The sequence below is a fragment of the Vibrio hangzhouensis genome, assembly GCF_900107935.1.
Lineage (GTDB): Bacteria > Pseudomonadota > Gammaproteobacteria > Enterobacterales > Vibrionaceae > Vibrio > Vibrio hangzhouensis.
Genome location: NZ_FNVG01000005.1, coordinates 96,031 through 117,949, shown reverse-complemented (window position 1 = coordinate 117,949; position 21,919 = coordinate 96,031). Strand labels below are relative to the sequence as shown.

Sequence of the window (21,919 nt, the reverse complement as noted above, 5' to 3'; positions counted from 1 at the left end):
ATTAACTCTAAATCACGGATTGGAGTCATCGGGTAGTGTTGGGTCATCGTGATGGTGTTGGTCATCTCGGCTATCCGCTTCATGACTAGCTACAGAGTCATCATACAATCCCCCCTCATGCCCATCGGGTCTATGTTCTACCGAAGACGATTCAGTGACCTCATCATTAAGCACAATGTCAATATCATCCGGCAATACGTCTGAAGAGGGGCTAGCTCCACTGTGAGGAGCGTTTTCCAGGCCAAGCTTATCCAGATAACTGCTCACTCGCTGTGACGGCTCTTCGTCTGGGTGATGATGTTCATTGCTGGCATCAAGACCCAATTGAGTCATGATGGTCAAAGGATTTGCACTAACCGGTTCATCGACGTCCATCGCCTCGTCTGCGAAATCTGCTGGCGCAGGCGGCGGAGGCGGTGGCGGATGATTTGTAGTCACCGGAGTCACTGTCATATCCAGCACTTCCGAGCCTAAAGTCAGCTTACCACTGTGACCCGGACCATGATTTAAAATACTCACCTGAACATGCAGCAGCACATCGTCCTGATGCGAACCTTGCAGAGCAATTTGGAAATGGTCTTCGTGAACTCCGACATTCTGTGCCGAGCCATGCGGACCGGTGTGGACATCGGCGTGCTCCTGATAGCTCAGGTGGCCGGTTTTAGGATCGATGGTCAGAGTTCCCCACTGGCTGGTGTAGGACGTGTGATAATGGCCATTCACCAGAATTTTCCACCCCTGTTGAGCAGACGGTACTGGCGTTTGTGATGGCATCAGCGTTGGGACACCAAGAGATGCGCTGATTTGGTGACTTCCTGAAGGCGCGGTGACCACGATAGGTTCGGGTTTCGCCCCGGCGGCCATATTTAAGTTCGAGCTTACATTGCCATGCTCATCGGTCATAACCGCCCTAACGATGGTGCTAGGCGCAACCTCCAGTTGTATGCCATGGCGTAGGCTGTTTGCATCGAGCACATGAACAACACCATTGATATTGATGTGCTCTCCCACTTTCGCGTCTGCCGCTGCATGAACAGTCGCCGTGATTGTACCTGCGGCGCCTTGAGCAATTTCCGCCTTACTGTAGGCATTATCAGGGCCAGGATCTTCAAAAGTAATGGTTGGGCTGGACACGCTCGTGTCTACATCAAAATGATGGTCGGCAAACGCCGTAGCCGTGTTCCCTGCACTGTCTGTTGCCGATACACTTGCCTTGATCATAGCGGCATGGACTAGCTCACCTCCGGGCACATCAATACTGTACCGTCCCGAAGCATCGAGTTGCCCCGTGAATTGATGTCCGCCCACTTCTATAGTGACAACGTCACCTGGTTGCGTTCCACCAGTGGAAGACCCTGTAATGGTGATGGATGACTGAGATTCAACGGCATTAATGACATTGTCACTGGTAATTGAATCTATCGATATCGACGGCGTTGGTGCTTGTGTATCAATTGTCACAGGCATAACAGATGAAACTGTTGGCAGGACACCGGAAGGCGCCAGCGCTCTGGCACTGATGTTGTGCACACCGTCACCCAACGCTCCGACCACTATTTGATAATCACCATGATCGTCAGAATAACCGCTGCCTATCACTTTTGAATCATCGTAAATCTTCACGAGCGAGAACGGAATATCAGTATGACCACTAATTTCCGGCGTCTGAGCACTCGTCAGGTTATCCGTATCAGACTGACCTGTATCACTGCTCGTTGTCAGATCCACAGTGACATGATTAATTGCCTGAGCAGATGCTGTCATCTGAGTTGGCATCGTTTGCGATATCGTCGGTTGAGTCGAAACCAAAGTGGATGTCGTAGGTCGCTGACCTGTACCTGATGGCGCCGTAACCGTGCCAGTCACATCAAATGTCACAAATAAAGACGATGTTAACCCTGCTTTATCAGTCACCGACACTTCAAACGTATCTTGACCCGTATAGCCAGACACAGAATTGTAATGCATACCGACTATTTGACCATTTGGCGTGTACTGATATGCCCCAGTGTCTGGGTCAACGCTTAGAGTCCCGTACTGTCCCGAAGACTGGCTAACACCAAACTGATGTGTATCCCCCACATCAACATCGGTCTCAGTTAGGGTGCCTGTTATTGGTGTTATGGGGGAGACATGCAGCACAGGACCATCGTTGGTACCAGCAACCTGTATCGTGATGACATGCTTATCACCGCCCAACGTCTGCACTTCATATTGAACCTGTTGAGTCTCCCCTTGCCCCAGATGCTGCAAGTTCGCATTGGGCGCGCTATAGGTCCACCCACCCGTTTTACCTATGGAAAGACTTCCTCCAAATGGGTCATTGATAGCATGTGCGTTAAGCGTGTGTTGAAACCCGCTTTCACCCGCATCAGCATCCTGCGCATTGAGAACTCCGCTAACGCAAACAGTATGCGCTGCATCATTTTGGACTTGCTGGTCTTCGGTGATAGTGCCTGTGCTTTGTCCAGTTATCGTTGCAGCATCATCGGTACCTTGGACGAACACTTCAACCCTTTGTGTTGCTCTGGAACCGTCGCTTGAAATCGCTACAATATCGAACCCTTCAGCTTTGCCGTCTCCGGCGCCAAGTGCCTGTACCTTGGACGCATCTAAATCGTAGTGCCAGGCGCCTGAACTATCGAGATAAAAGGTTCCGTAGCTACCGGATTGTGTGGGTTGCGAGTTTGCCAACTCATAGCTTACCGTATCACCGTAGTCGAGATCATGAGCATGCAACATGCCCGCAACTGTCGTTTTGCTATCTTCAATCACCGTGCCGATGGGTGACGTGAGCGCATTAGGCGTATCGATAACGACGTGATCATCCTGTCCATTAATCGTCGCAGTCACCGGGATGCGCGTTCCGTCTCTGGTGATTAACACCATTGAATCTTGTAGTTGCTCCCCTGACTTCAGCCCCTGAATATCTGAGTCAGCATTATCAGCGGTGTAACTCCATTTGTTATGCCCATCGGTACTGTGTGTGGTACTGAAGTAGCCATGGTTAGCCGTGAGAGTCATAGCAAAGTCTGCTGGAACGTTATGCCGGACTCCATTCACTTCAATAGCGACGACCGCTGCGTCAGAAGCACTATCGGGGTCCTGTATATCAATATTGGTCCAGCCAGACCAAAGGCTGTTACCCCTTCCCCCCGACGTATGGTCCTCCGTCACAATCGCATGCGCCAGACTCGGAGCCAGAGAGCTCGGGTCATTAACGGACGCCAGCGTTGAACTTGCTCCGGTATGGACACTTGCCCCATGAGGGTCGACCACATCATAGGTAAAATGGACATCACCGTTGTACTGCGCACTTGGCCTGAATGTGAAGGTGCCATCATGATGATCGATGATAACGCCATGATTTGCGCTCAAATTCGCAATACTTAATCTGGCAAGATCCCCATGGTCCCGATCCGTCGCATTGGCCAGCAACTGCTGGCTGGTCAGAATCATATCTTTGTCTTCTTCACCGCTTGGCAACGTAACTGCCGCAGTGACTACAGGTCTGTCATTACTGCCATGCACCGTCACCTGAACCACTTTCGATGCAGTGCCATCTTTTGACGTAATAGTGAACGACTCGGTAAATGACTCTCCTTCGGCAAGGTTTTGAACCTCATCGAGATGATTATCAATGGTATAGCTCCAACTCCCGCCATTGTTGACGAAAAAATGCCCCCCATGAGGCGTTGTTTCTGAGTGTGACACGGCGAAGGCATCGTCGTGGTCCGGGTCACGGACACGAATAATCCCACCAGCGTACAACTGATTGGGATCACTGTGTGAAGTGCGGTCTTCATAGATATTCTGATGGGCCGGAAGATACCGTGGATCGACGACTTCCAGATAGGCATTGTTGTCACTACCATGGATGGTGACGGCAATGTCTCTCGTCTGTCCGTCACTGGTCTTAACCTGAAAATGCTCGGTCAAAGTTTCCCCTGTTTTGAGCGCCGCAATTCGATAATTACTGCCATGATTTCGAGCAGCATCAGCATAATAGCGGTAGGTACCATCGGGCCAAACTGTCAGATAGCCTATATTTTGCGAGCCCTGCTCCAGAGTAAAACTGAACTGCGTATGATCGTGACTGTCCGGATCGACCAGGCTTAAACGTCCCATAAAACTTGAGATATCCCGATACGTTTTAAGCGCTTGCTGCTCGGTAAGCTCAATGCTCGACGAGGCAATGTTCGCTTTATCGTCGCTACCAACGACCGTAATCGTCGCGGTTTGACTAGTGGTACCACCTTGAGGATCCGTCACCAGGTAATGAAAGGTGATCTGTTCCTTCTCACGTTCAGACAAATGCTGGAATCCTTGTGCGGTAGCATCGACGATGACATGGGTTCCATCATGGGAAAACGTTACCCCATCAGGTAACGGCCCCGTAGCACCATGGTACTGACACTGAATGTGTGAGATGGAAAGCGGGCCACCATCCGGGTCTGTCGCACCTTGAAGCAAGTCAACCACATGATGAGTGTCCGAGTCTTCTTTCACTGTGTCTGAGATTGGAGAGACAATCGGATTGTCGTTAGTTCCGGTGATGGTAATGATCAGATTTTCCGTCACACTGGCATGGTGTTCATCGGTCACTGACACCGGAATTGTCAACGTCTGTGTTTGTCCGGCAGATAGATGTTGGTATGCTGAATGGCTCGGGTCAAAGCGATAACTGCCATCGTTATTGAACGTCAACCCATCCACGGCTTGTGCGATGGAATAATGAAGTACTGCTCCCTGATCAGTGTCGTTGCCCTGCATTTTCCCAGCCAACTCTTGTCCATCTTCAGTCACAGCCTGGGTCTGAGCCGTTAGTGTCGGAGCGTCATTCGTACCACGGATCGTCACGGTAATGGTGTGGGTATCTCCCCCCGCGCTCTGAACCTGATACTGGACCTGCTCAGTTTGTCCCTGAGCTAAATGCTGCAAATTGGCGTTAGGAACGCTGTATGCCCAATCCCCCGCTTTGCCAATGGTTAAGGTTCCACCGAAAGGATCATGAATGGCCTGCGCCCGATGCGTTGCATGGAAATGCTGTTCGCCACTGTCTGGGTCGACAACGTTAAGAACTCCGGTAGTAAACACCGTATGCTGAGCATCACCCTGGACGTGATGGTCTTCGGTAATGCCGCCTGTATCTTGTCCGGAGAACACCGCTGGATCGTTAACATTGGCAAGGTCCATTGCCGCTGTTGCCGGAGTCGATGCGCCATGGTTATCCATCACTTGGTAGCTAAAGTTTACGCGCCCACTGTAATTGGCATCTGGAATAAAGGTAAAGGTACCATCATGATTGTCTGTCACCCTGCCGTGGTCGGCACGCACATTAGCAATGTGTAAGCGATCGTAATCATCAATGTCAGTGGCATTGGAAAGCAGGTCACGAGAGTGAAGCAGCACCGACTGATCTTCTGTTCCTTTAGATAGGGAAAGAGCGCCTGTCACTATTGGCGCGTCGTTTGTCGGGATCATGGTAATCCGCAAATTCTGCACTGAGTACAAGCCTTCACTGTCGGTCACCTTGACCGGGATAATAATATGTTCATCCCCTTTTGATAATGAAGCATGCTGATAGGCTGGATGCGAGGAATCAAAGGTATAATGACCGTCAGGTAGCATCGTAAACCCGGGGACACTGCCAACAGGAGTATAAACAAGATGCTTCTGGTCTCCATGATCAGGATCCACGCCGTACAAGCTTCCTTTAAGCAGGCCACCATCTTCAAATACACACTCATGCAAGCTGCCAGAACCTATATACGGTTTATCACTGGTACCCTGTATCGTGAACTCAACTTGTTTTGTCGTACCATCCGCACTTCTTATCGTAAACTGGTCAGTGACGGTTTCACCGTTTTTAAGAGAATCGACCAATGAGTTATCAATATTGTAGAAATAACCCCCATCTTTGTTTACCTGCAGGTCTCCTCCTAGTGAACCCTTATAGAAGGCATTCCTTCCTGCTAGAGTGGTTTCAAAAAATGACTCCTGAGCTCCATCAGGGTCGACAACACGAAAATAACCCGTCGAATGAAGCTCGGTCGTCCCGCTAAGTACATTGTCCTCTTTTAGCGAGTCTCCGATCGCCGTTATTTGTGCTGCGTCGGCCACCGGAGTAACCTGCATTGAAGCTCCGGTTGGAGTGACGCCGCCATGGACATCCTTTACATCGTAGGTGAAGTGCACCTGACCGTTGTAATCTCTATCTGGTGTAAAGGTATAGGTGCCATCATGGTTGTCACGAACAGAACCATGGTCGGCAAGCAAGTTTGCCACCGTCAGTCGTCCTGCATCGTTGCTGTCGACATCAACCGCATTCACCATCAATTCCGCTTTAGTGAAGGTTTGGCTGACGTCTTCTTTGCCAGACTGCAACGTAACTTCTGATGAGACGTAAGGGGCATCATTATCCCCGTGTATGGTGATGACAATGTCGTGAGTCGTACCATCTTTTGAATGAATGGTGATAGTGTCGGTGAGCGTTTGTCCTTGACCCAGTTGATCGATTTTCGAACCAACTGTGGTTTTGGCTGAACCAAAGTGCCAATCGTGCGTACCCGCCGCAACGGCGTAGTCCCAATGACCATCTGGACGAAGCAGTAAGTGCCCATATTGACCGCTGTATGAGTACACTGGACCATTTGGATCAAATACACTCTCACCAGAGTCTGGATCCACAATTGTCAACTGCCCGCTAGTTGTTAGCGTATCTTGCCCAATAACTGCCATCCCTGGTTGGGCATAGTCCGGAGACTTATCCTGCCCCGCTTGATTCTCATGCACACTCCCCGTATCCACACCACCAATAACCGCACTGTCTGCCGTACCACGAATATTAATGGTCAGGTTTTGTGTAATACTGGCACCGTGTTCATCCGTTGCGGTAACAGGAATATCAATCACCTTATGCTCACCATCTTTAAGCAGTTGATAGCTAGCATGGGAAGGATTAAAACTGTAACTGCCGTCGCTGTTAAAGGTTAAACCCTCTACGGGGTGAGCGATGCTGTATGTTAGCAAATCATGATCCACATCGGTCGCGTGCATCTGGCCCTTTAATATTGCGCCATCCTCTTTCACTGACTGCGACTGGCCGCTCATCACCGGTAAATCATTGGTGCCTTCAATCTCTACATGTATTTGGTGCGTGGCTCCATCTGCGCTAGAAACCGTAAATGTATCCGTTAAGCCGGCACCTTGGCCCAGACTTTGAATTGCACCTTGTTGATTGTTGGCTTCATAACTCCATTTACCGTCTGTACCCAAAGTCAAAACACCATACAGACCACTTATCACCTGTGGGATAAAGTGCGCCTGACCCAAATCGACATCGGTGACAGAGAGTATGCCCGAAGTTTCCAGAGCACCGTTGTTGACATGTAAATCTTCGATGACCTTTCCTTGGTCAATCCCTGATATCATTGGCCTGTCATCGGTGCCACTGATCATGATCTGTATCTGCTGGGGAGTATTGTCAGCAGTGTGTATCGTCAGAACTTCTTCAAGATGCGATTTGGCTGTAAGCTGCTGAATCGCTGTGAGGTTATTGTTGACCTGATAATGCCAATGCCCTTGCGCATCAATGGTTAAAGTACCGAACTGCCCATGAATCATTTCGGCTAGTGTATGAGACTCGCCGCTGTCTATGTCCTGAACCTGAACCTGACCCGACACGCTCATAAGCCCTTTACTGTCGACATTAACGTCTTCTTTCAACTGGCCTGCGACTTGACCAGAGATCTTTGGCGCATCATTGGTCCCGGTCAACGTGATAACCAGTTCTGCTTTCGTTGCCAAACCCGACTGATCCGTTACAGTGACCGGCACGACCACCGTTTTGATTTCACCTTCTCGCAAGCTTTGATAACCGGCAACGTCAGGGTCTAACGTGTAGCTACCGTCCTTTTGCAAGTTAAAACCATCAACATGCGCCGTTGTGGAGAAGATCAATTTCTCGCCGATATTATTATCCGTTGCCACTAGTTGCCCACTAACTTGCCCTCCGTCCTCTTTCGCCGACACCTGTTGATTATGAATCTCCGGCTTATAGTAAACCGTCTCTGGGGAATGAGGAGTGTTGATATGCTCTGTGGCAGAACCAGTCTCAGGACCGTGAGCTTGAGATAAGAAATGGTCAGTTTGTGTATTTGGCGCCGCAGGGGAATGGAACAAATGGTGATCAACCGCGGTGCGCAGCGGGTAATGGTGCAGCACAAGGTGATGACTTGGTTTAGCCCCTATTGAGTCTGCCTTCTCAACTGGCTCATTCTTGCTCTCTTTGACCTCTGCCACCTCAGCTTGATGAAGTTCCTTGTATTGTTTCTCAAGAAGCTCAGCAGAAGACGCGTCAGGTTTTAATGTAGCCCCGTCTTCGGAAAGTTGAATATCATCATCCGCTTTAACCTTTTGACTCAGTAGAGAAGGTAAAATCAAACTAAGAGTCGCAGGTACGCCAACTTGATAGCGCAACAAACTGAACAGTCGCTTTTTCTTTTCACGGCGTTTGCGAGATTGCTTATCTGTTGATTGCGATTGTTGGTTAATTTTAGGCTGCTGTCTCGAATCCGTTTTACCAAAGCTCTTTCTTTTCGTCATTCTTCCGATCCTAACTTGTAAGCGCTTCATTAAGTTAAGGATATATACGGTTGTTTTGCTAATTAATGTTCACCGATTATCGACGCCTCTTAAGGAAAAAATCAGAGTCTAATTTCATGAAATTCTGATACGAAACTTGCGGCTCAAAGCAATTGAATTAACCTTTAAACAAAAACCATCAAGGGACTCTACAATGGCTTCGACAAAACCCATCACGTCACTACTCGCATTGAGTATATTTATGCTTGGAACCGCCCCTTCGCTTAATGCGACTGAGCAAGCCACCGATGCTTTTTCACCCGAAATCGCTACAGGTTCAAAGTCAAAACAATTGGTTAGAGCAAAAGAATGGATGGTCACCGCCGCTAACCCTCAAGCCACTCAGGCGGGTATCGATGTGCTCTTATCTGGCGGGAATGCCGTCGATGCTATGGTCGCTGTTCAGCTTATGTTGGGCTTGGTAGAGCCACAGTCCAGTGGGATTGGCGGCGGTTCATTTCTTGTCTATTGGGATGCGAAAAGCAATCAACTCACCACTTTTGATGGTCGAGAAACTGCTCCTTCATCCGTCGACAGCGACCTATTTATAGACGAAACCGGAAAGCCGTTAAAATTTTATGATGCGGTTGTCGGCGGTCGCTCTGTCGGTACTCCCGGCACCGTAAAACTACTCTGGGAAGTTCATCAAAGATATGGTCAACTGGACTGGAGAACGCTGGTATTACCGATAGCAACGATGGCAGAGCAAGGCTTTCCAATCAGTGCCAGACTGGCAAAACTCATCGCCAATGATCAGGACTACCTTTCGCGACACCCAACAACGGCAGCATATTTTCTCAATGCTGATGGCACCCCAAAGCAACAAGGCACCATTCTAAACAATCCTGAATACTCCAACACGCTGAAGCTTATTGCTGACAAAGGCAGTGATGGCTTTTACCGCGGGGTTGTAGCGCAGGCTATTATCGATGCGGTCCAGAAAGAAGCATCAACAAACCCCGGTAAGCTAAGTAAGGCAGATCTGGTAACGTATCAGGTAAAAGAAAGGCCCGCCGTTTGTGCACCGTACAAACAATATGAAGTTTGCGGCATGGGACCACCAAGCAGCGGTGCGTTAACATTAGGACAAATTCTAATGCTCTCTGCACCCTTTGAGCTGGATAAACGAGGAGCGAACGACCCAGTGAGTTGGCAAGTGCTGGCCGATGCGTCTCGTCTGGCCTTTGCGGACAGAGGCCTGTACATGGCGGACAGTGACTTCTTTAATGTGCCAGTTAGTGCGCTACTCGATCCAGAATATATAGCAAGTCGTAGCAAGCTCATCACACCAAATTCAGCGCTACAAAAGGTCGCCGCTGGATCGCCAAAAAGCCAGAAGTCAACGCAATTAAGCAACGATCAGGCGATTGAATTGCCCTCCACAACACACTTCAACATCGTCGATTCGAATGGAAATGTTCTGTCGATGACCTCTTCAATCGAAAATGTGTTTGGCTCACGACTGATGGCTGCTGGCTTTCTTCTCAATAATGAGCTGACGGACTTTTCCTTTGTTGCCAGCAAGGACGGCAAGCCCGTTGCTAACAGAGTCGAAGCAAATAAACGTCCTCGCTCATCCATGTCACCGACCATCATTTTGAAAGAGGGTCAACCCTATATGGCGATTGGTTCTCCCGGAGGCAGTCGTATTATTGGCTATGTCGCTCAAAGCATCATTGCGCACCTGGACTGGAAAATGGACATCCAACAGGCGATAGACCAGCCTCGTCTCATCAATCGATTTGGTGAAATGGACATAGAAATCAATACGCCACTCGCAGATTACGCTCAGCAGTTTGAGCGGATGGGCTATCGCGTGAAGAAGCGAGAACTCAATTCCGGACTGCATGCAATACGCATTACTGAGAAAGGCTTAGAAGGTGCCGCAGATCCGCGGCGGGAAGGCGTTGCCATCGGTCAATGAGTCGATAAATGGCCTAGCGATTAGAGCACGACTTTTAACTTAGGCCATGTTTTGCACCACCCTTTGTTCGCCACACGACTTAAAAATATCTCCTTCGAGCGTTGCGGATTATAGGTGATTTGTCCTTGAAATAACGTATCCAGACCAAATGCAGAGATAACTTCTAACTCATCGGTGTCTGTAAGCCTGACGGCCACGGCGGTCTCCTTTTCTGGCCAAAATGACATCGCATCGACAATATTACTGTAAGGTCGGTCGCCATTTCTGTTGTGCATTTTCGCCTGATTTTTCACCTGCCAGGCATAAGCTGGCTCAGCGTCCGAAAGGAGATGCTCAATAGCATTGGCCGCGAGGTCAGTGCTCTCTGTACCATCAAAGTAAATGACATCAACATCATTGAGCTTCGTTGACTCGTCGTAATCATTCAGCCAGTCCCAAACGGCATTTCTTACGAACCCAGCAGCAACAAAAAGGGGACGAGAAGATTTCGACTCACTTCTAACTGCCTTAAGTATCTTAAGTCGACGTTTGTCATTGAGTATAAGTCTGGCTAACGTGAGTTGATGCGTTTCCATTGCGTTCTTTTTCCGAGCCTCGCTGGCAATTTGATGTATATTCTGACGTCGTTTCCGTATTGCGTAGTGAAAAATACAGCAACATTGATCTAAATCAATCTATTACATAATTATTGGTACTATGTTGTAAAGGTGTTAACCCGTAAGGAGAGAAGGCTTATGGAACTTAAGCAGGACCCTAGATGCTATACAGACGTATGTATTGATGGAAAATGGTTCCACCATGATCACTGTACCGACACCGCTTACATGCTTTGGGGTGGCAGTGCGCCGAACATTCGTTTAGATAGAACACCAAAAACAGAAGATGAATTAATCACCCTCCTTAGACAAACAAGACTTAAGTAACTACATAATCGTAGTCACTGGTAACCCACTCACGGGTTTCCAGTGACTGTTCTTCAAATCGCGCCTGATTCGAGTCTCTCCGAAGACTACAATACTTGCATCCCGTCAATCGGGAGGTCCATAGCGCCAGACATCGTTCTCGACTCGCAAGTAGTTAAGCTCACCCTCAACGAAAAAGAACACTTCCCTATCGCCGCCGAAAGTCAGTATTGCTTGTTGCTGACCAAAATTGCCGTACGAATACGTTAGCATATCAAAATCGTAACGGATGTTGTCACATACCAGCTCGTCTGGTTTATTCGGATCGCAGAAAAATATACTTGAAGTGGGATCATTATTCCATGGAGAATCACTGATCTGCTCCCAATTAGCACCATCACCACTGACCCAAATGTCCGATGGATTGGTTGGTGTGCCAAATCCACCCATGCAAACAAAATTGTTTCCTACTACTGAGCACTTATGTCCTGGTCGTGGAGACCATCCCGCGCCGCTTGGCCCCGTAACCTGCTGCCAGTTCGCACCATCTCTACTTCGCCAGACATCATTGAAATAATCCGTTTCAGCAACAAATCCTTTTTCTCCACCCATGTAATAGAGCCAGCCGTTTTTCACCAAAGCGACGCCACCAGCACGAGCCTCCCATGGCGCATCTCCCGTCGCCTGAATCCATTCAACACCATCTTCAGAATACCAGACATCATTATAGAACTGACGACAATTCTCACCGCCACCAATGGAGTTGTCATCACCTTGTGATCCCCCCATCACCCAGATCTTGCCTTTAAAATACACCGCACTCAGTCCGGCTCTTCCCTGAGTAGTCGCGCCAGGCTGGGCGCAATTTTCTGACAACGTAGCCCATTCAGCGTCACTGGTCATTTGCTCCCAGTTTACTCCGTCTGAACTGCGCCAGACATCTTTGAAAAATTCAGAGGGCAACACCACCGTTTGGAAATCGGGAGCCGTTGGCGGTAAAACGGTCGTAAAATTCTGACCACCGAGAATGTAAATGTAATCTTTCGTCGTAACCGCTTCGAAATAAGCGCGGTTTTTCCATAGGCCTTCACTCTCCGCATCGGCTAATAATTCATACCAGGTACTGCCTACATCACTGCTAACCCATACATCGCCATGAATCTGACTGGCAAAAGGATTAAAGTCCGGTGGTGTGGGCGGTAACGGGGTTCGACCCGCAATAACATACAATTGGCTGTTAAATTCTACCGCCTGGAGCCCTGCTCGCGGTTCCCATCGATCAACGGCAGAAAAGTCTGTAGCAACAACTTCCGTCCACTCAAAATTGTCGAACAACGCAGTATTCGTAGAATGCTTGCAAGCGGTGATTACGCCAACACTGAGCGCAAGCACCGCTAAAATTCGAGAGATCTTCATAACCCTCTCCTGTTTGGAAAAAATTATCTGATTATTTATACCCTACTAACTTCAAGATGCCGGAATCAGAGCCTTGTCATTGATTCAAGTTCAAAGAATACAACGAAGTGTAATAACCCGCTCTTTCCAAGTTGTTTAACGCGAAAGTCGGTTCAATGAAACGCTTTCAAAAGGCGAGTTGCTTTGGGTATGTTGGTCGTAAATAAAACTCTTCTAACGTAGTCAAGAGACAGAGAGAACTCAACTTACTCCATCTTCACCTATATCTTATGAAGTGAGTGAAGCAGGTGAGCAAATGTGAAGCTTCTCAGAGCGTAACCGTCAGCTCGCGTAGTCACACTCTAGATATGTGGGATGAAAAAAGGCTCTTGTTATCGCACCTTCTCTCAATATTGAGACATTTAGCGCCGGAAAAGGCGTCAAGGAAAAAGCGTCCATTCTCTCCTGTCTAACGAGTAACAACCGCTTTCCTTGACCAAGCGCTATTTATACGCGGTCGCTTCAACATGAACGACTGACTCACTATAACCAATGCGCCAATCAATTCTGTTATCGACGGAGAGGTCTGTGAGAAATTTTGTCCCATCGATTTTCGACTTGGCGTCTTCGATGGCTTCGTGTGTAGACGGAGCATCACCGACGGGGAAAAGGTACAGTATCCATGATTGGCGAGATTCTCCGGTCACCAGTCCGGCTGGTTGAGCATTTTCTTTCTCGCCTGGCGTCACGTAGGTGGAGGTTACGAAGGTTCCGTGATTTGAAGTGGCGCACCCCCCAAGTAAGAGCGCCGTACCTAACCACCCTAACAGCCTCAATCTGCTCATTGAACTTATTCCTTAATTGTTGCGCAGCTAATTGACTTTCGTATCCTCGATACTCTCCACTGTTTTAAACGATGTCAGGAGCTGAGAGCAAATGTATTTTGTAAGTAAGTCATTCTTGTCATCATAGGACAAGTCCAGATGCAGCCTCGTTATTCCATCTTTGCCCGAAATATCCGCCACAAGATTTTTAGCATCGTCATTGTCACAGGGAATATTTAACAGACGAAGTAATATTTCCGCCTGCGCTGATGCACTTTCAAATGTTAAATCATGCTGATATTCAATATAAACTTGATGCTCACTCACCCGGCAGGATGTGTGTTCCGAGCGTAGATATTTTCCCAGTTGATTTTCAAGCTCAGCCATACTCTCCGCTACAAAAGCAAGACGACTGTTCAATTGGCTTAACATTGTGTCACCTCTAATTTGCGATAACCTATATACATTAAAGACCAAAATCAGCCCTTTATACTCAAGTAACCTCAAGATGTGTGTTCAGCGAGAATTACTTGGCTTCTAGGCGCGGCAGTGATTTGAAGATCTAGTGGCTCTAAATCGAAAATCGCTAACAAAGCATATAAGCCAAGTAAACTCGCCCTTTGGGAGCTCATCAAGGTGCCCATTTCTGCGTCAAATAGCTTCGAAAGGGAATAGCCATTCCTTCAACTATTTTCCTTGAACTGAACACCTTGATGAAGCTCTGAGTCCTGCATCTTGAGGTCACTTGAGTATAGATTAAGTTAAGCTCAATATTGAGAGATGAATGAGCAAACCCGCGTTCACCAATGAATTTCTCTTCCGCCTTCGACGACCAATCCTGACTCAATCATTGATGTCATTATCAGCACCTGGCTTTCATCAATTGCGAAACAGTCAACCAGAGCGCTCGCCAATCCAAGCTGCAAGGACGTAACCTGTTCCTCAGCCCAGACCGAGGGAAGGTACAAATGGCTAATGACTGCATAAGGCTTACCGAATTGCTGCTCACTTGGGATTAAAGTCACTGTCATTTCTGAAGCACCAATACCAGAATGCCTACTCCACACTTCAACCATATCCGGTGTTTGTGATTGGCGCAGTTTCAATTCAGGCGTGATAAAGCACACAGCAACAGGCATAGCGACTTCCTCATTCCATGGTTACTTTCGAACACATAGTATGAAAGAATTACACCAAATCTGCCAATTGTGGATGCTCTTCAAACAGGTTCTGTAACGGTAAGAATAGCGGGTTAGGTAACTCGTCTAACCGGCACCATTTCCATCGTTTGCATTTGTCTGGCTCGGTTACCTTTGGCTCCCCCGTTTCACAGGACAACAAAACAAACAATGTCACATAATGCTTTTGTTCCCGACAAAAGACATCATTGGTAAAAAAGAGCTTTTTCACGAAGTGGGCATTCAGTCCCGTTTCTTCGAGCACTTCCCTCTCTGCACACGCCTCAATGCTCTCGCCAAATTCCAAATGCCCACCTGGTGTCGCCCAGGTATTTGCACCATGAGCCCCAATTCGTTCGCCCAATAATATCGTGTCATCTCTGACGATAACGGCTGCTACGCCAACACGCACTGACCGATCCATCCTACTTTCCTCTGATATTAGGTAGTGCTAATCATGGTATCAGCCTTCACCCTTAAGTTGTTTGATATTGTGTCGCTTTGAGCCGATTCAACGCTTGTTTGGCGATGGTCATCGAGTTTTGTAGATCGTTCTCCATCTGTACCGATAAATACTCATTCCCTATAAATTGCAATTGCATGTGATTTGCAGTCAATTCAAAGGGTGCGACAAAACAAGAGGGACAATTTTTGTTAAAGCCTGATGACAATACTGAGACAGATTTACCCTTCATACTCCGCCCCAGTTCCTTTTCAATGGTCAACAAATCAGACAATCGGTCAAAGAACACTTTTAGCTGCGCTGACATCGAATACCAATAGACAGGAGAAGCAAACACAAGATGATCAAACTCCAACAACTCCTTAATCAAGGGCAGAAAGTCATCATTCCTGTTATTGTGAGAATAGTCGTAGAACGATATGTCGTAGTTTGTTAAATCGAATAATAATGCATCGGAGAGGGTGACAAAGTCATCCACAAGTTTTCTGGTATTTCCATCGGACTTTGAGGTCCCCAATATTACGGCTGTCTTCATTATCATTCCCCATAACGCCCCTCTATAGAGGCTCTACTTAGTTGATTATATGATTGAGAAAACGACTTTCTCATTTTCCTGATGTTCTTCAATCTCTAGTATGACACCCGAGATATCGTTGCTATTAAGCGCTGAAACAATCAGATCCGCCTGATTACTGTTCAGCTTGGCAAGAAGCGGACTTAATGCGACTTTCGCCAAACTTACAGGCACTTTTACCGTGTCCTCGCGTTTGCCATTGGTAAACGTTTCGATTTGCAATGCTCTCATTACCCACTCCTGATGTTGGTCAATTAATACACACAAGAATAAAAGCCATCCTGAAGCAGTACTTTGACGCAAAACAAATAAGCAATAGAGAGCATATGGTTATTGCCCGTAGTTATTACCCGTAATAGAGAAAGCTGAGCGCAAACAGCAAAACATAACCAACGAACATGCGATGGCGATAGAACACGCGTTTTCTTTTCACTCGGGAAATTGTCACTTGTTCCTCTTGGTACGTTTTTATCGCCAGTTCCTTGATATAGTTATTTTGCATGGCCTTCTCTCCTTAATTCCTTTTATGGAGAGCATAAAACCTCAAGTTAACTTGAGGTCAATAGTGAATTTTACATTTTTTATTCGCACTGGCAAAACCGCCTCTCTGAAGTTAACTTCGCCAGTGCAAATATCAAAAATGGTCCCGTTTGCCCTGTGTCAGAGCCTTACCCATTGCTTTACCAATCTCTGCATACCTTGCCCAACCAGAACGATGGCTATCGCACCAATGAGCACTGGTGTTATCAGGAAGTCCCAACCCTGACCAGACAGCATAATCAACATCGGGTTTGCTCCAGCAGGAGGATGCGTTGTATTGGTTAGCAACATCGCGCTGACTGCGATACCGGTCGCAATAGCCAACGTCAAAGGAGAAACCCCGACATACTGGAAAAAGATCACACCGACAAACGACGTAATTAAGTGCCCAAGTATGACATTTTTAGGCTGTGCCAACGGACTTCCGGGAATCCCAAATACAAGCACCGCCGATGCACCAAACGGCGCCATCAGTAGCGCAACATCGCTAAATGTGGAATCCAAAACTGACAGTAACCCAATAGCCAGACAAGCACCCACACCTGCCAAAACGGATAAAATCCAATTATTCATTTCAATCTCCCAAATAAGTAGACCATTCTGTCTACTTATTTTAAGGTAGACAAAACGGTCTACTTTTGTCAACATAGTTTTTAAAGGAGGCCGAGATGAGCCAAAAACGTCAATTGCTGATAGACACAGCCTTAGAGCTTTTTTATCAAAATGGGATTAATTCGATTGGGATAAATGAAGTGCTCAGTAGCTCCGGCGTCGCAAAGCGGACGCTGTACAAGCACTTTAAAAGTAAGGATGAATTAATTTTTGCCGCACTGCAGCAAAGACACGACGCCTTTGTACACTGGCTGGAAGGAAAGCTGTCAGGAAGCACATCTGATCAAGAAACGATACGCCGTTTATTTGGCGCGCTTGAAAGCTGGTTTGAAAACGAAGAACCGGATCTCGGCTCATTCAGGGGCTGCTTTTTTATTAATACGTCGGCGGAATTTAGCGATCTGGAAAGTGAGATATTTCGTTTCTGTCACTACCATAAGCAACAGGTTCGCCACCTCATCAATGCCCATTTGAGCACCGAGAACCATGCGCTTGTTGATGCAATTTGCCTCATGAAAGAGGGAGCGATCGTGACCGCGCACCTAAGCGGTAATGGTCGAGAAGTAGTCGCTAAGTGCCTTGCAGTGTTAGATACCTTTGAGATCTAACGGCGGGTTCTGGAACCAGAAAGCCTCACTAGAGAGGCTTCTTTTACCGACAACACTTACTTTGTGTTTGAATTGGAGGACACGGGACACTACCGTAGGAGCAGAAGACGCAGCAGTCGCCTGGTAAAGGTTTCAATAACGCGCCGCAATTCAAACATTGGTAAAAATAAATACACGCATTTGTTGGCATCTCTTCAATACATTTATGGCCGCACTCAGGACAAACCAGTTCGGAATTTAGTTCAACTTTCATTGATTTCTCCTTGATTACCGCTCAGTCGACACTCACTGGTACTTATTTGCAAAAAGTCTCGATATATAGAGCCTCAACCTTATCTCTTGCCCATTGAGTACGGCGTAAAAACTTCAACGATGACTTAATGGATGGATTATTGTAAAAGCAGTTGATCTGAATCTCTGCGTCGAGTCCTTTCCATCCATAGTGTTCTTGTAAACGGACGAGGATCTTTTCAAGGGTTAACCCGTGCAGCGGGTTGTTTGGTTGCTCTTGGCTCATTGTGTACCTTCGGTCTTTACCTTTTAGGCAGGTAGTGTACCAGAATGAACAAACGCACTTTCATGTTTTCGTTGCAACTCAGTTAAGTCAATTGTCGCGACCCACTTCACTTGTGCCGTTTATGCTGCTCGGTGTCGGTACTTTTGTATGGCTATCATGGTGATTAGAATCACCAATCCCAGCCAGTAAACCGTTGTCAGAGCACTTTTCGTAATAGTGAACGCTGATGATATAGAGACCAGAGTTGTCGATAACTCAGGAAAGGATGACAGCATAAGATAGATACAGATATTTTCTAAATAATCAAATAGCGCTGCAACAATAGGAAATAGCGACAGCCACTGCCATTGAACTCCGCTCACGTTGCCCTTTTTGATCACCCACTGAAGTAACACAAAATAACAAAGACCAAACAGGAAGGGATACAGTGTATCTAACGCCAGTTGCGTCATGTAAAACTCTCGTCCATCGCTCCCAAGAGCAAACAGCAGTTCTGCAGCCTCAGCGAAACTGTAACCCATGGGCGACATATCGAATATCGGCAGTCCCGAAGAGTAAGACATTAACATAGGAATGCTAAAGCTAAGCATTACACCATAGACAAGGTTCGTAAGAATAAATAAGCCTATTACTTGTTTACCAGTGATGCGCGAACGAACTTGGGTGAACATTAATCTCTCCTTTCGGGCTTAATCCCTCGAAGCACTGAGTACATGACGACCTTCTCTGATGATGCATCTTATGTGTCTAACTCGATGCACCTATCGTTCACAAAGGCTTCAATACTAAAGTATTTATCTCGTTTTTTTTGCTGTGACGCGCGATGCAAAAACTGCCTGACCAAACGACTTTCATTATGTTCTTCACTCCGAAAAGATATCTTCACGACATTTGGCAGCACGCTAAATATGAAGTCGAGACTCATGTTCAAAAGTTTTAACGCTATCCCCTGCCCTCGTAATGTGTCATCAACATAGATGTGACCAATGTAAGTGTGCGAGTTTTGTATGTGGTGCCTGAAATAACAGTAGCCGATAGGTTTGTCTTTATCAGTGGCTACCATAACCCAACGAAGGTACTCCCGATCATTTGCGCCACTTTCTCTAATATCTTGTAATACAGAGCATTCGAAATTATTCGCCAGCTCTTTAGAAGCCGATACTAAATCGAACTCGAATCGAAACACATCTAGATCTCGGGAGACAAACTGCATATGAAAACCCCAAAATTAACACCATAGTGACTAACATTTATAGTGATTAACATTTAAACGGTCAACCCAAGTGCTTGATTTCTGCCCGCTCAATGGGGGGCGGGCAAAGAAAACGTGATTTCAGCAGACTTCAAAAACAAATCGCCTGACTAAAAAATCGTGTAAACCTAAAACTTTGGCAAACATGTTGTTATGTGATTGTTGCATAAGATTCACAACTCAGGTTCATATACAATCCCCACTCCCCCGTAGACGATAATAAAATGGATAACACATGAAAGCCCTGATTTATGAAACGCTTGTAAGCCTCGCTAATCAAGACCCAGAACAACACGCAGAGATTCGACAAAACCTTTATTCACAATTGGATCTGCCGTTCGATAAACAGCTTGCTTTATATGCCAGCGCCCTAGGCCCGGCCAGCTCTGGTAAGCTAGATAGCGACCAGGCCTTAAACAACGCCGTTGATAGCGTTATTCAACTGCTGGAAACGCCTGAACGCTAACTTAGTGTCTCCAACCTCACGGCCCGATTCCCCAAGGGCCGTTTTTACTGTTAACGAGCCTTCTGCCGGTGAGTACTGCCTGTAAATGACAAATCCATTGTTCACTCGTTCTCTAACCCCGCTCTTTGGATTATCTCAGTCTCAAATCCATCAAGGCTTTTTTGGTTCTTTCTCATCCAATATTTTTCAATACCGTCTGTTCCTTGTCTTTCAGACCAGCGCTCTAAGTCATCGCGATCGCCTTCATAAGTAAAGTACGGGACAGACATGCCACACGATGCCTGAACCATGTTCACATCCAAAACAAAGATCTGACGAGCAGCGACACTATTGGGAAAAAGAGCGGTATAACGGTCCCATTCTTCATCTTTTGTGTGTAACACTCGAGCATTGCCGTAGGCTCTCAGGATAAGCGGAGACCCGTCAAATGCGCAGAACATGACCGTCATACGACTATTTTGGATCACATGTGCAGCAGATTCGTTACCGCTACCTGTTAAGTTCATCCAGGCAATCTCGTTGGGATTGATAACCCGAAGAGAATCACCTCCTTTAGGAGAAAGATTCACGGTTCCATTTTCTGCCGCAGTGGCCACAAAATAGATTTTTTGCTTGTCGATAAATTCTATCTGTTTGTCTGTCAGTGCCGAAAATTGTTTACCCAAAGTGATATACCTCCATGTTCCATATTGAGAATCAGACTGCGCTCTATAACAACCAATAAAAATATAGAACAAAGCGTATCGCTACCAACGGGGCGTGTTTAATGCTGCGCTGCCAATGTCGTCTGCAAATAATCATCACTGACGTCCAGCTTATACACGGTCTTCGACTGTACTAAGCATTCTGCCATTTCTTTGCGTGCCACTTCATACAATTCGTCGGTCAACCTATTATCCTTTTCCCATTGCTCTCGAGATGGCCACTGAGCATAACCAACCAAAACATTGGGTTTATCTGAATAGTGAAGGCGAGAACCAAAACTGCCACAATGTTGATAAATAGACTTGGTGACTTGAAGCCATGCCTTACGAAACCTGTCTTCGCAACCGTCTTTAATTTCGAACTCATATACTGCAATAAACATTTAATTTTCTCCAAAGTTGATGTTCTATTTATGGGCGGCATCTTTACAGATGATATTACTGGTAGAAAATCCAGAACCATAAAAGTCGGTGCAAGAAAACCCTATATCATCTTCGAGACACGAAGGGTTCGCCCTGAGTTCTAAACAGAGTGCCAGATTATGTTTTTTCCAAAACTGGTGGTCTAATACATACCCCGTTATCATCAACAAAACACCGAATAAGGGGACATAGCGAACACTTCCCCAGAAGAAGCTCAAAATTGATGTCAGGATGACCAATGCATAGCCTACAGAAACAATCCAATAATAATGAGCGGTATCTCCCGACAAGCCCAAAATAATATCAAGGGCCAGAACAGGTAAGGAAAGAGACATTACTATAAGCAGTATGATATTAGAGACTTTCATTGTGTATCCGTTAGCTTACGGTCTGATTAACAAAGTCTACTTCATACTTCCTGGGGCCACCTTTTTCCCCATGCTCAATAACCGTTCCTTTTGTTGGCGTGATGCGCAATATAATAGAGTCTTGGTTGTCCTCATCACCGACGTCAGCGAACCAGTCAAATACTTGATGAAATTTTGCGCGGATATTCGCGTTTCGCTTCTCTTTGACCCAGCCCAGACTTTCTGCATAGCCTTCGCAACAAAACCAATCTAAACCGCCGATAGAAACGGCGTTATTTTTCGAAATTTGCTTCATCTTATTGGATGTCGCATCGGTCGAAACATAAAACACACCGTCTTCATAATAAGAACAAACCATACGTACCGATGGCGTGGAGTTGCCCAGCGCATTGACCTGTTCTGATATAGTTGCAAGTGCAATAATAACTTCTTTGTCGTGACCGCAGCGCTCATCCAACAGCTTTACCACATTGTTATATAGACTCATTCTGAACATTCCCCCATAAACACATAGATAAGTTCG

At 46.7% G+C, this 21,919-nt stretch carries 23 protein-coding genes; 4 read left to right on the top strand and 19 right to left on the bottom strand.

The annotated features are described in order from the left end of the window. Positions 1-12: 12 nt before the first annotated feature. On the bottom strand, positions 13-8,607 hold the full coding sequence (locus tag C4S60_RS07075) for a VCBS domain-containing protein (protein WP_160111341.1): 8,595 nt from the start codon (positions 8,605-8,607) through the stop codon (positions 13-15). A gap of 193 nt (positions 8,608-8,800) precedes the next feature. Between C4S60_RS07075 and ggt the strand changes: the two genes are divergently transcribed. Next, positions 8,801-10,570 (top strand): gamma-glutamyltransferase, encoded by a 1,770-nt coding sequence (ggt, locus tag C4S60_RS07070; RefSeq protein WP_103879639.1) that lies wholly within the window; start codon positions 8,801-8,803, stop codon positions 10,568-10,570. A gap of 20 nt (positions 10,571-10,590) precedes the next feature. Here ggt and C4S60_RS07065 read toward each other — a convergent pair whose 3' ends face one another. Continuing rightward, the gene (locus C4S60_RS07065; protein WP_103879638.1) at positions 10,591-11,145 is read right to left on the bottom strand and encodes a nucleotidyltransferase family protein; all 555 of its coding nucleotides are present in this window, start codon (positions 11,143-11,145) and stop codon (positions 10,591-10,593) included. Positions 11,146-11,304: 159 nt separating this feature from the next. On the opposite strand from C4S60_RS07065, the gene C4S60_RS07060 reads away from it, so the two are divergent. Then, positions 11,305-11,493 (top strand): hypothetical protein, encoded by a 189-nt coding sequence (locus C4S60_RS07060; RefSeq protein ID WP_103879637.1) that lies wholly within the window; start codon positions 11,305-11,307, stop codon positions 11,491-11,493. Positions 11,494-11,598: 105 nt separating this feature from the next. Here the strand turns inward: C4S60_RS07060 and C4S60_RS07055 are convergent, their stop codons facing one another. The 9 genes from C4S60_RS07055 to C4S60_RS07020 all read right to left on the bottom strand — a co-directional run bounded on the left by C4S60_RS07055 (position 11,599) and on the right by C4S60_RS07020 (position 17,019). Further along, positions 11,599-12,888 carry a Kelch repeat-containing protein gene (locus C4S60_RS07055; protein ID WP_103879636.1) on the bottom strand — a complete coding sequence of 430 codons (1,290 nt, stop codon included), beginning with the start codon at positions 12,886-12,888 and terminating at the stop codon, positions 11,599-11,601. Positions 12,889-13,370: 482 nt separating this feature from the next. Further along, complete coding sequence (locus C4S60_RS07050) at positions 13,371-13,712, bottom strand: hypothetical protein (protein WP_103879635.1); 342 nt, start codon at positions 13,710-13,712, stop codon at positions 13,371-13,373. 27 nt (positions 13,713-13,739) lie between these two features. After that, positions 13,740-14,123: a hypothetical protein gene (locus C4S60_RS07045; protein WP_103879634.1), complete on the bottom strand. Its 384-nt coding sequence runs from the start codon at positions 14,121-14,123 to the stop codon at positions 13,740-13,742. Positions 14,124-14,491: 368 nt separating this feature from the next. Next, on the bottom strand, positions 14,492-14,830 hold the full coding sequence (locus C4S60_RS07040) for a hypothetical protein (protein ID WP_103879633.1): 339 nt from the start codon (positions 14,828-14,830) through the stop codon (positions 14,492-14,494). A 49-nt stretch (positions 14,831-14,879) separates the two neighbouring features. After that, on the bottom strand, positions 14,880-15,293 hold the full coding sequence (locus tag C4S60_RS07035; protein WP_103879632.1) for a nucleotide triphosphate diphosphatase NUDT15: 414 nt from the start codon (positions 15,291-15,293) through the stop codon (positions 14,880-14,882). Between the two features lie 52 nt (positions 15,294-15,345). Further along, positions 15,346-15,867: a flavodoxin family protein gene (locus C4S60_RS07030; protein ID WP_103879631.1), complete on the bottom strand. Its 522-nt coding sequence runs from the start codon at positions 15,865-15,867 to the stop codon at positions 15,346-15,348. 45 nt (positions 15,868-15,912) lie between these two features. Then, positions 15,913-16,137 carry a hypothetical protein gene (locus C4S60_RS07025; protein ID WP_103879630.1) on the bottom strand — a complete coding sequence of 75 codons (225 nt, stop codon included), beginning with the start codon at positions 16,135-16,137 and terminating at the stop codon, positions 15,913-15,915. A 115-nt stretch (positions 16,138-16,252) separates the two neighbouring features. Further along, positions 16,253-16,408 carry a hypothetical protein gene (locus C4S60_RS23530; RefSeq protein WP_160111340.1) on the bottom strand — a complete coding sequence of 52 codons (156 nt, stop codon included), beginning with the start codon at positions 16,406-16,408 and terminating at the stop codon, positions 16,253-16,255. A gap of 158 nt (positions 16,409-16,566) precedes the next feature. Continuing rightward, the gene (locus C4S60_RS07020; RefSeq protein WP_103879629.1) at positions 16,567-17,019 is read right to left on the bottom strand and encodes an HPP family protein; all 453 of its coding nucleotides are present in this window, start codon (positions 17,017-17,019) and stop codon (positions 16,567-16,569) included. 95 nt (positions 17,020-17,114) lie between these two features. On the opposite strand from C4S60_RS07020, the gene C4S60_RS07015 reads away from it, so the two are divergent. Next, entirely contained in the window at positions 17,115-17,666 is a 552-nt protein-coding gene (locus C4S60_RS07015; RefSeq protein WP_103879628.1) for a TetR/AcrR family transcriptional regulator, read from the top strand. Between the two features lie 43 nt (positions 17,667-17,709). Here C4S60_RS07015 and C4S60_RS23870 read toward each other — a convergent pair whose 3' ends face one another. The 4 genes from C4S60_RS23870 to C4S60_RS23940 form a co-directional block, all read right to left on the bottom strand. Next, the gene (locus tag C4S60_RS23870; protein ID WP_103879627.1) at positions 17,710-17,919 is read right to left on the bottom strand and encodes a GDCCVxC domain-containing (seleno)protein; all 210 of its coding nucleotides are present in this window, start codon (positions 17,917-17,919) and stop codon (positions 17,710-17,712) included. Between the two features lie 42 nt (positions 17,920-17,961). Next, complete coding sequence (locus tag C4S60_RS07005) at positions 17,962-18,183, bottom strand: VF530 family protein (RefSeq protein ID WP_103879626.1); 222 nt, start codon at positions 18,181-18,183, stop codon at positions 17,962-17,964. A 119-nt stretch (positions 18,184-18,302) separates the two neighbouring features. After that, a complete protein-coding gene (locus C4S60_RS07000) occupies positions 18,303-18,854 on the bottom strand; it encodes a hypothetical protein (protein ID WP_103879625.1) in 552 nt (183 codons plus the stop codon). A gap of 68 nt (positions 18,855-18,922) precedes the next feature. Next, positions 18,923-19,396: a GNAT family N-acetyltransferase gene (locus C4S60_RS23940; protein WP_103879624.1), complete on the bottom strand. Its 474-nt coding sequence runs from the start codon at positions 19,394-19,396 to the stop codon at positions 18,923-18,925. 274 nt (positions 19,397-19,670) lie between these two features. Here C4S60_RS23940 and C4S60_RS06990 point away from each other — a divergent pair, with 274 nt between their 5' ends. Next, positions 19,671-19,901 carry a PAS factor family protein gene (locus C4S60_RS06990; protein ID WP_103879623.1) on the top strand — a complete coding sequence of 77 codons (231 nt, stop codon included), beginning with the start codon at positions 19,671-19,673 and terminating at the stop codon, positions 19,899-19,901. A 101-nt stretch (positions 19,902-20,002) separates the two neighbouring features. On the opposite strand, the gene C4S60_RS06985 is transcribed toward C4S60_RS06990, so the two are convergent. From C4S60_RS06985 to C4S60_RS06970, 4 genes are all read right to left on the bottom strand, one after another. After that, positions 20,003-20,566 (bottom strand): pyridoxamine 5'-phosphate oxidase family protein, encoded by a 564-nt coding sequence (locus tag C4S60_RS06985; protein WP_103879622.1) that lies wholly within the window; start codon positions 20,564-20,566, stop codon positions 20,003-20,005. A 98-nt stretch (positions 20,567-20,664) separates the two neighbouring features. Beyond that, positions 20,665-20,988, bottom strand: coding sequence for an antibiotic biosynthesis monooxygenase (locus C4S60_RS06980; RefSeq protein ID WP_103879621.1), 324 nt, complete (start codon positions 20,986-20,988; stop codon positions 20,665-20,667). Positions 20,989-21,012: 24 nt separating this feature from the next. Next, entirely contained in the window at positions 21,013-21,396 is a 384-nt protein-coding gene (locus C4S60_RS06975; protein ID WP_103879620.1) for a hypothetical protein, read from the bottom strand. Positions 21,397-21,406: 10 nt separating this feature from the next. Next, complete coding sequence (locus C4S60_RS06970) at positions 21,407-21,883, bottom strand: pyridoxamine 5'-phosphate oxidase family protein (RefSeq protein WP_103879619.1); 477 nt, start codon at positions 21,881-21,883, stop codon at positions 21,407-21,409. Positions 21,884-21,919: the final 36 nt, after the last annotated feature.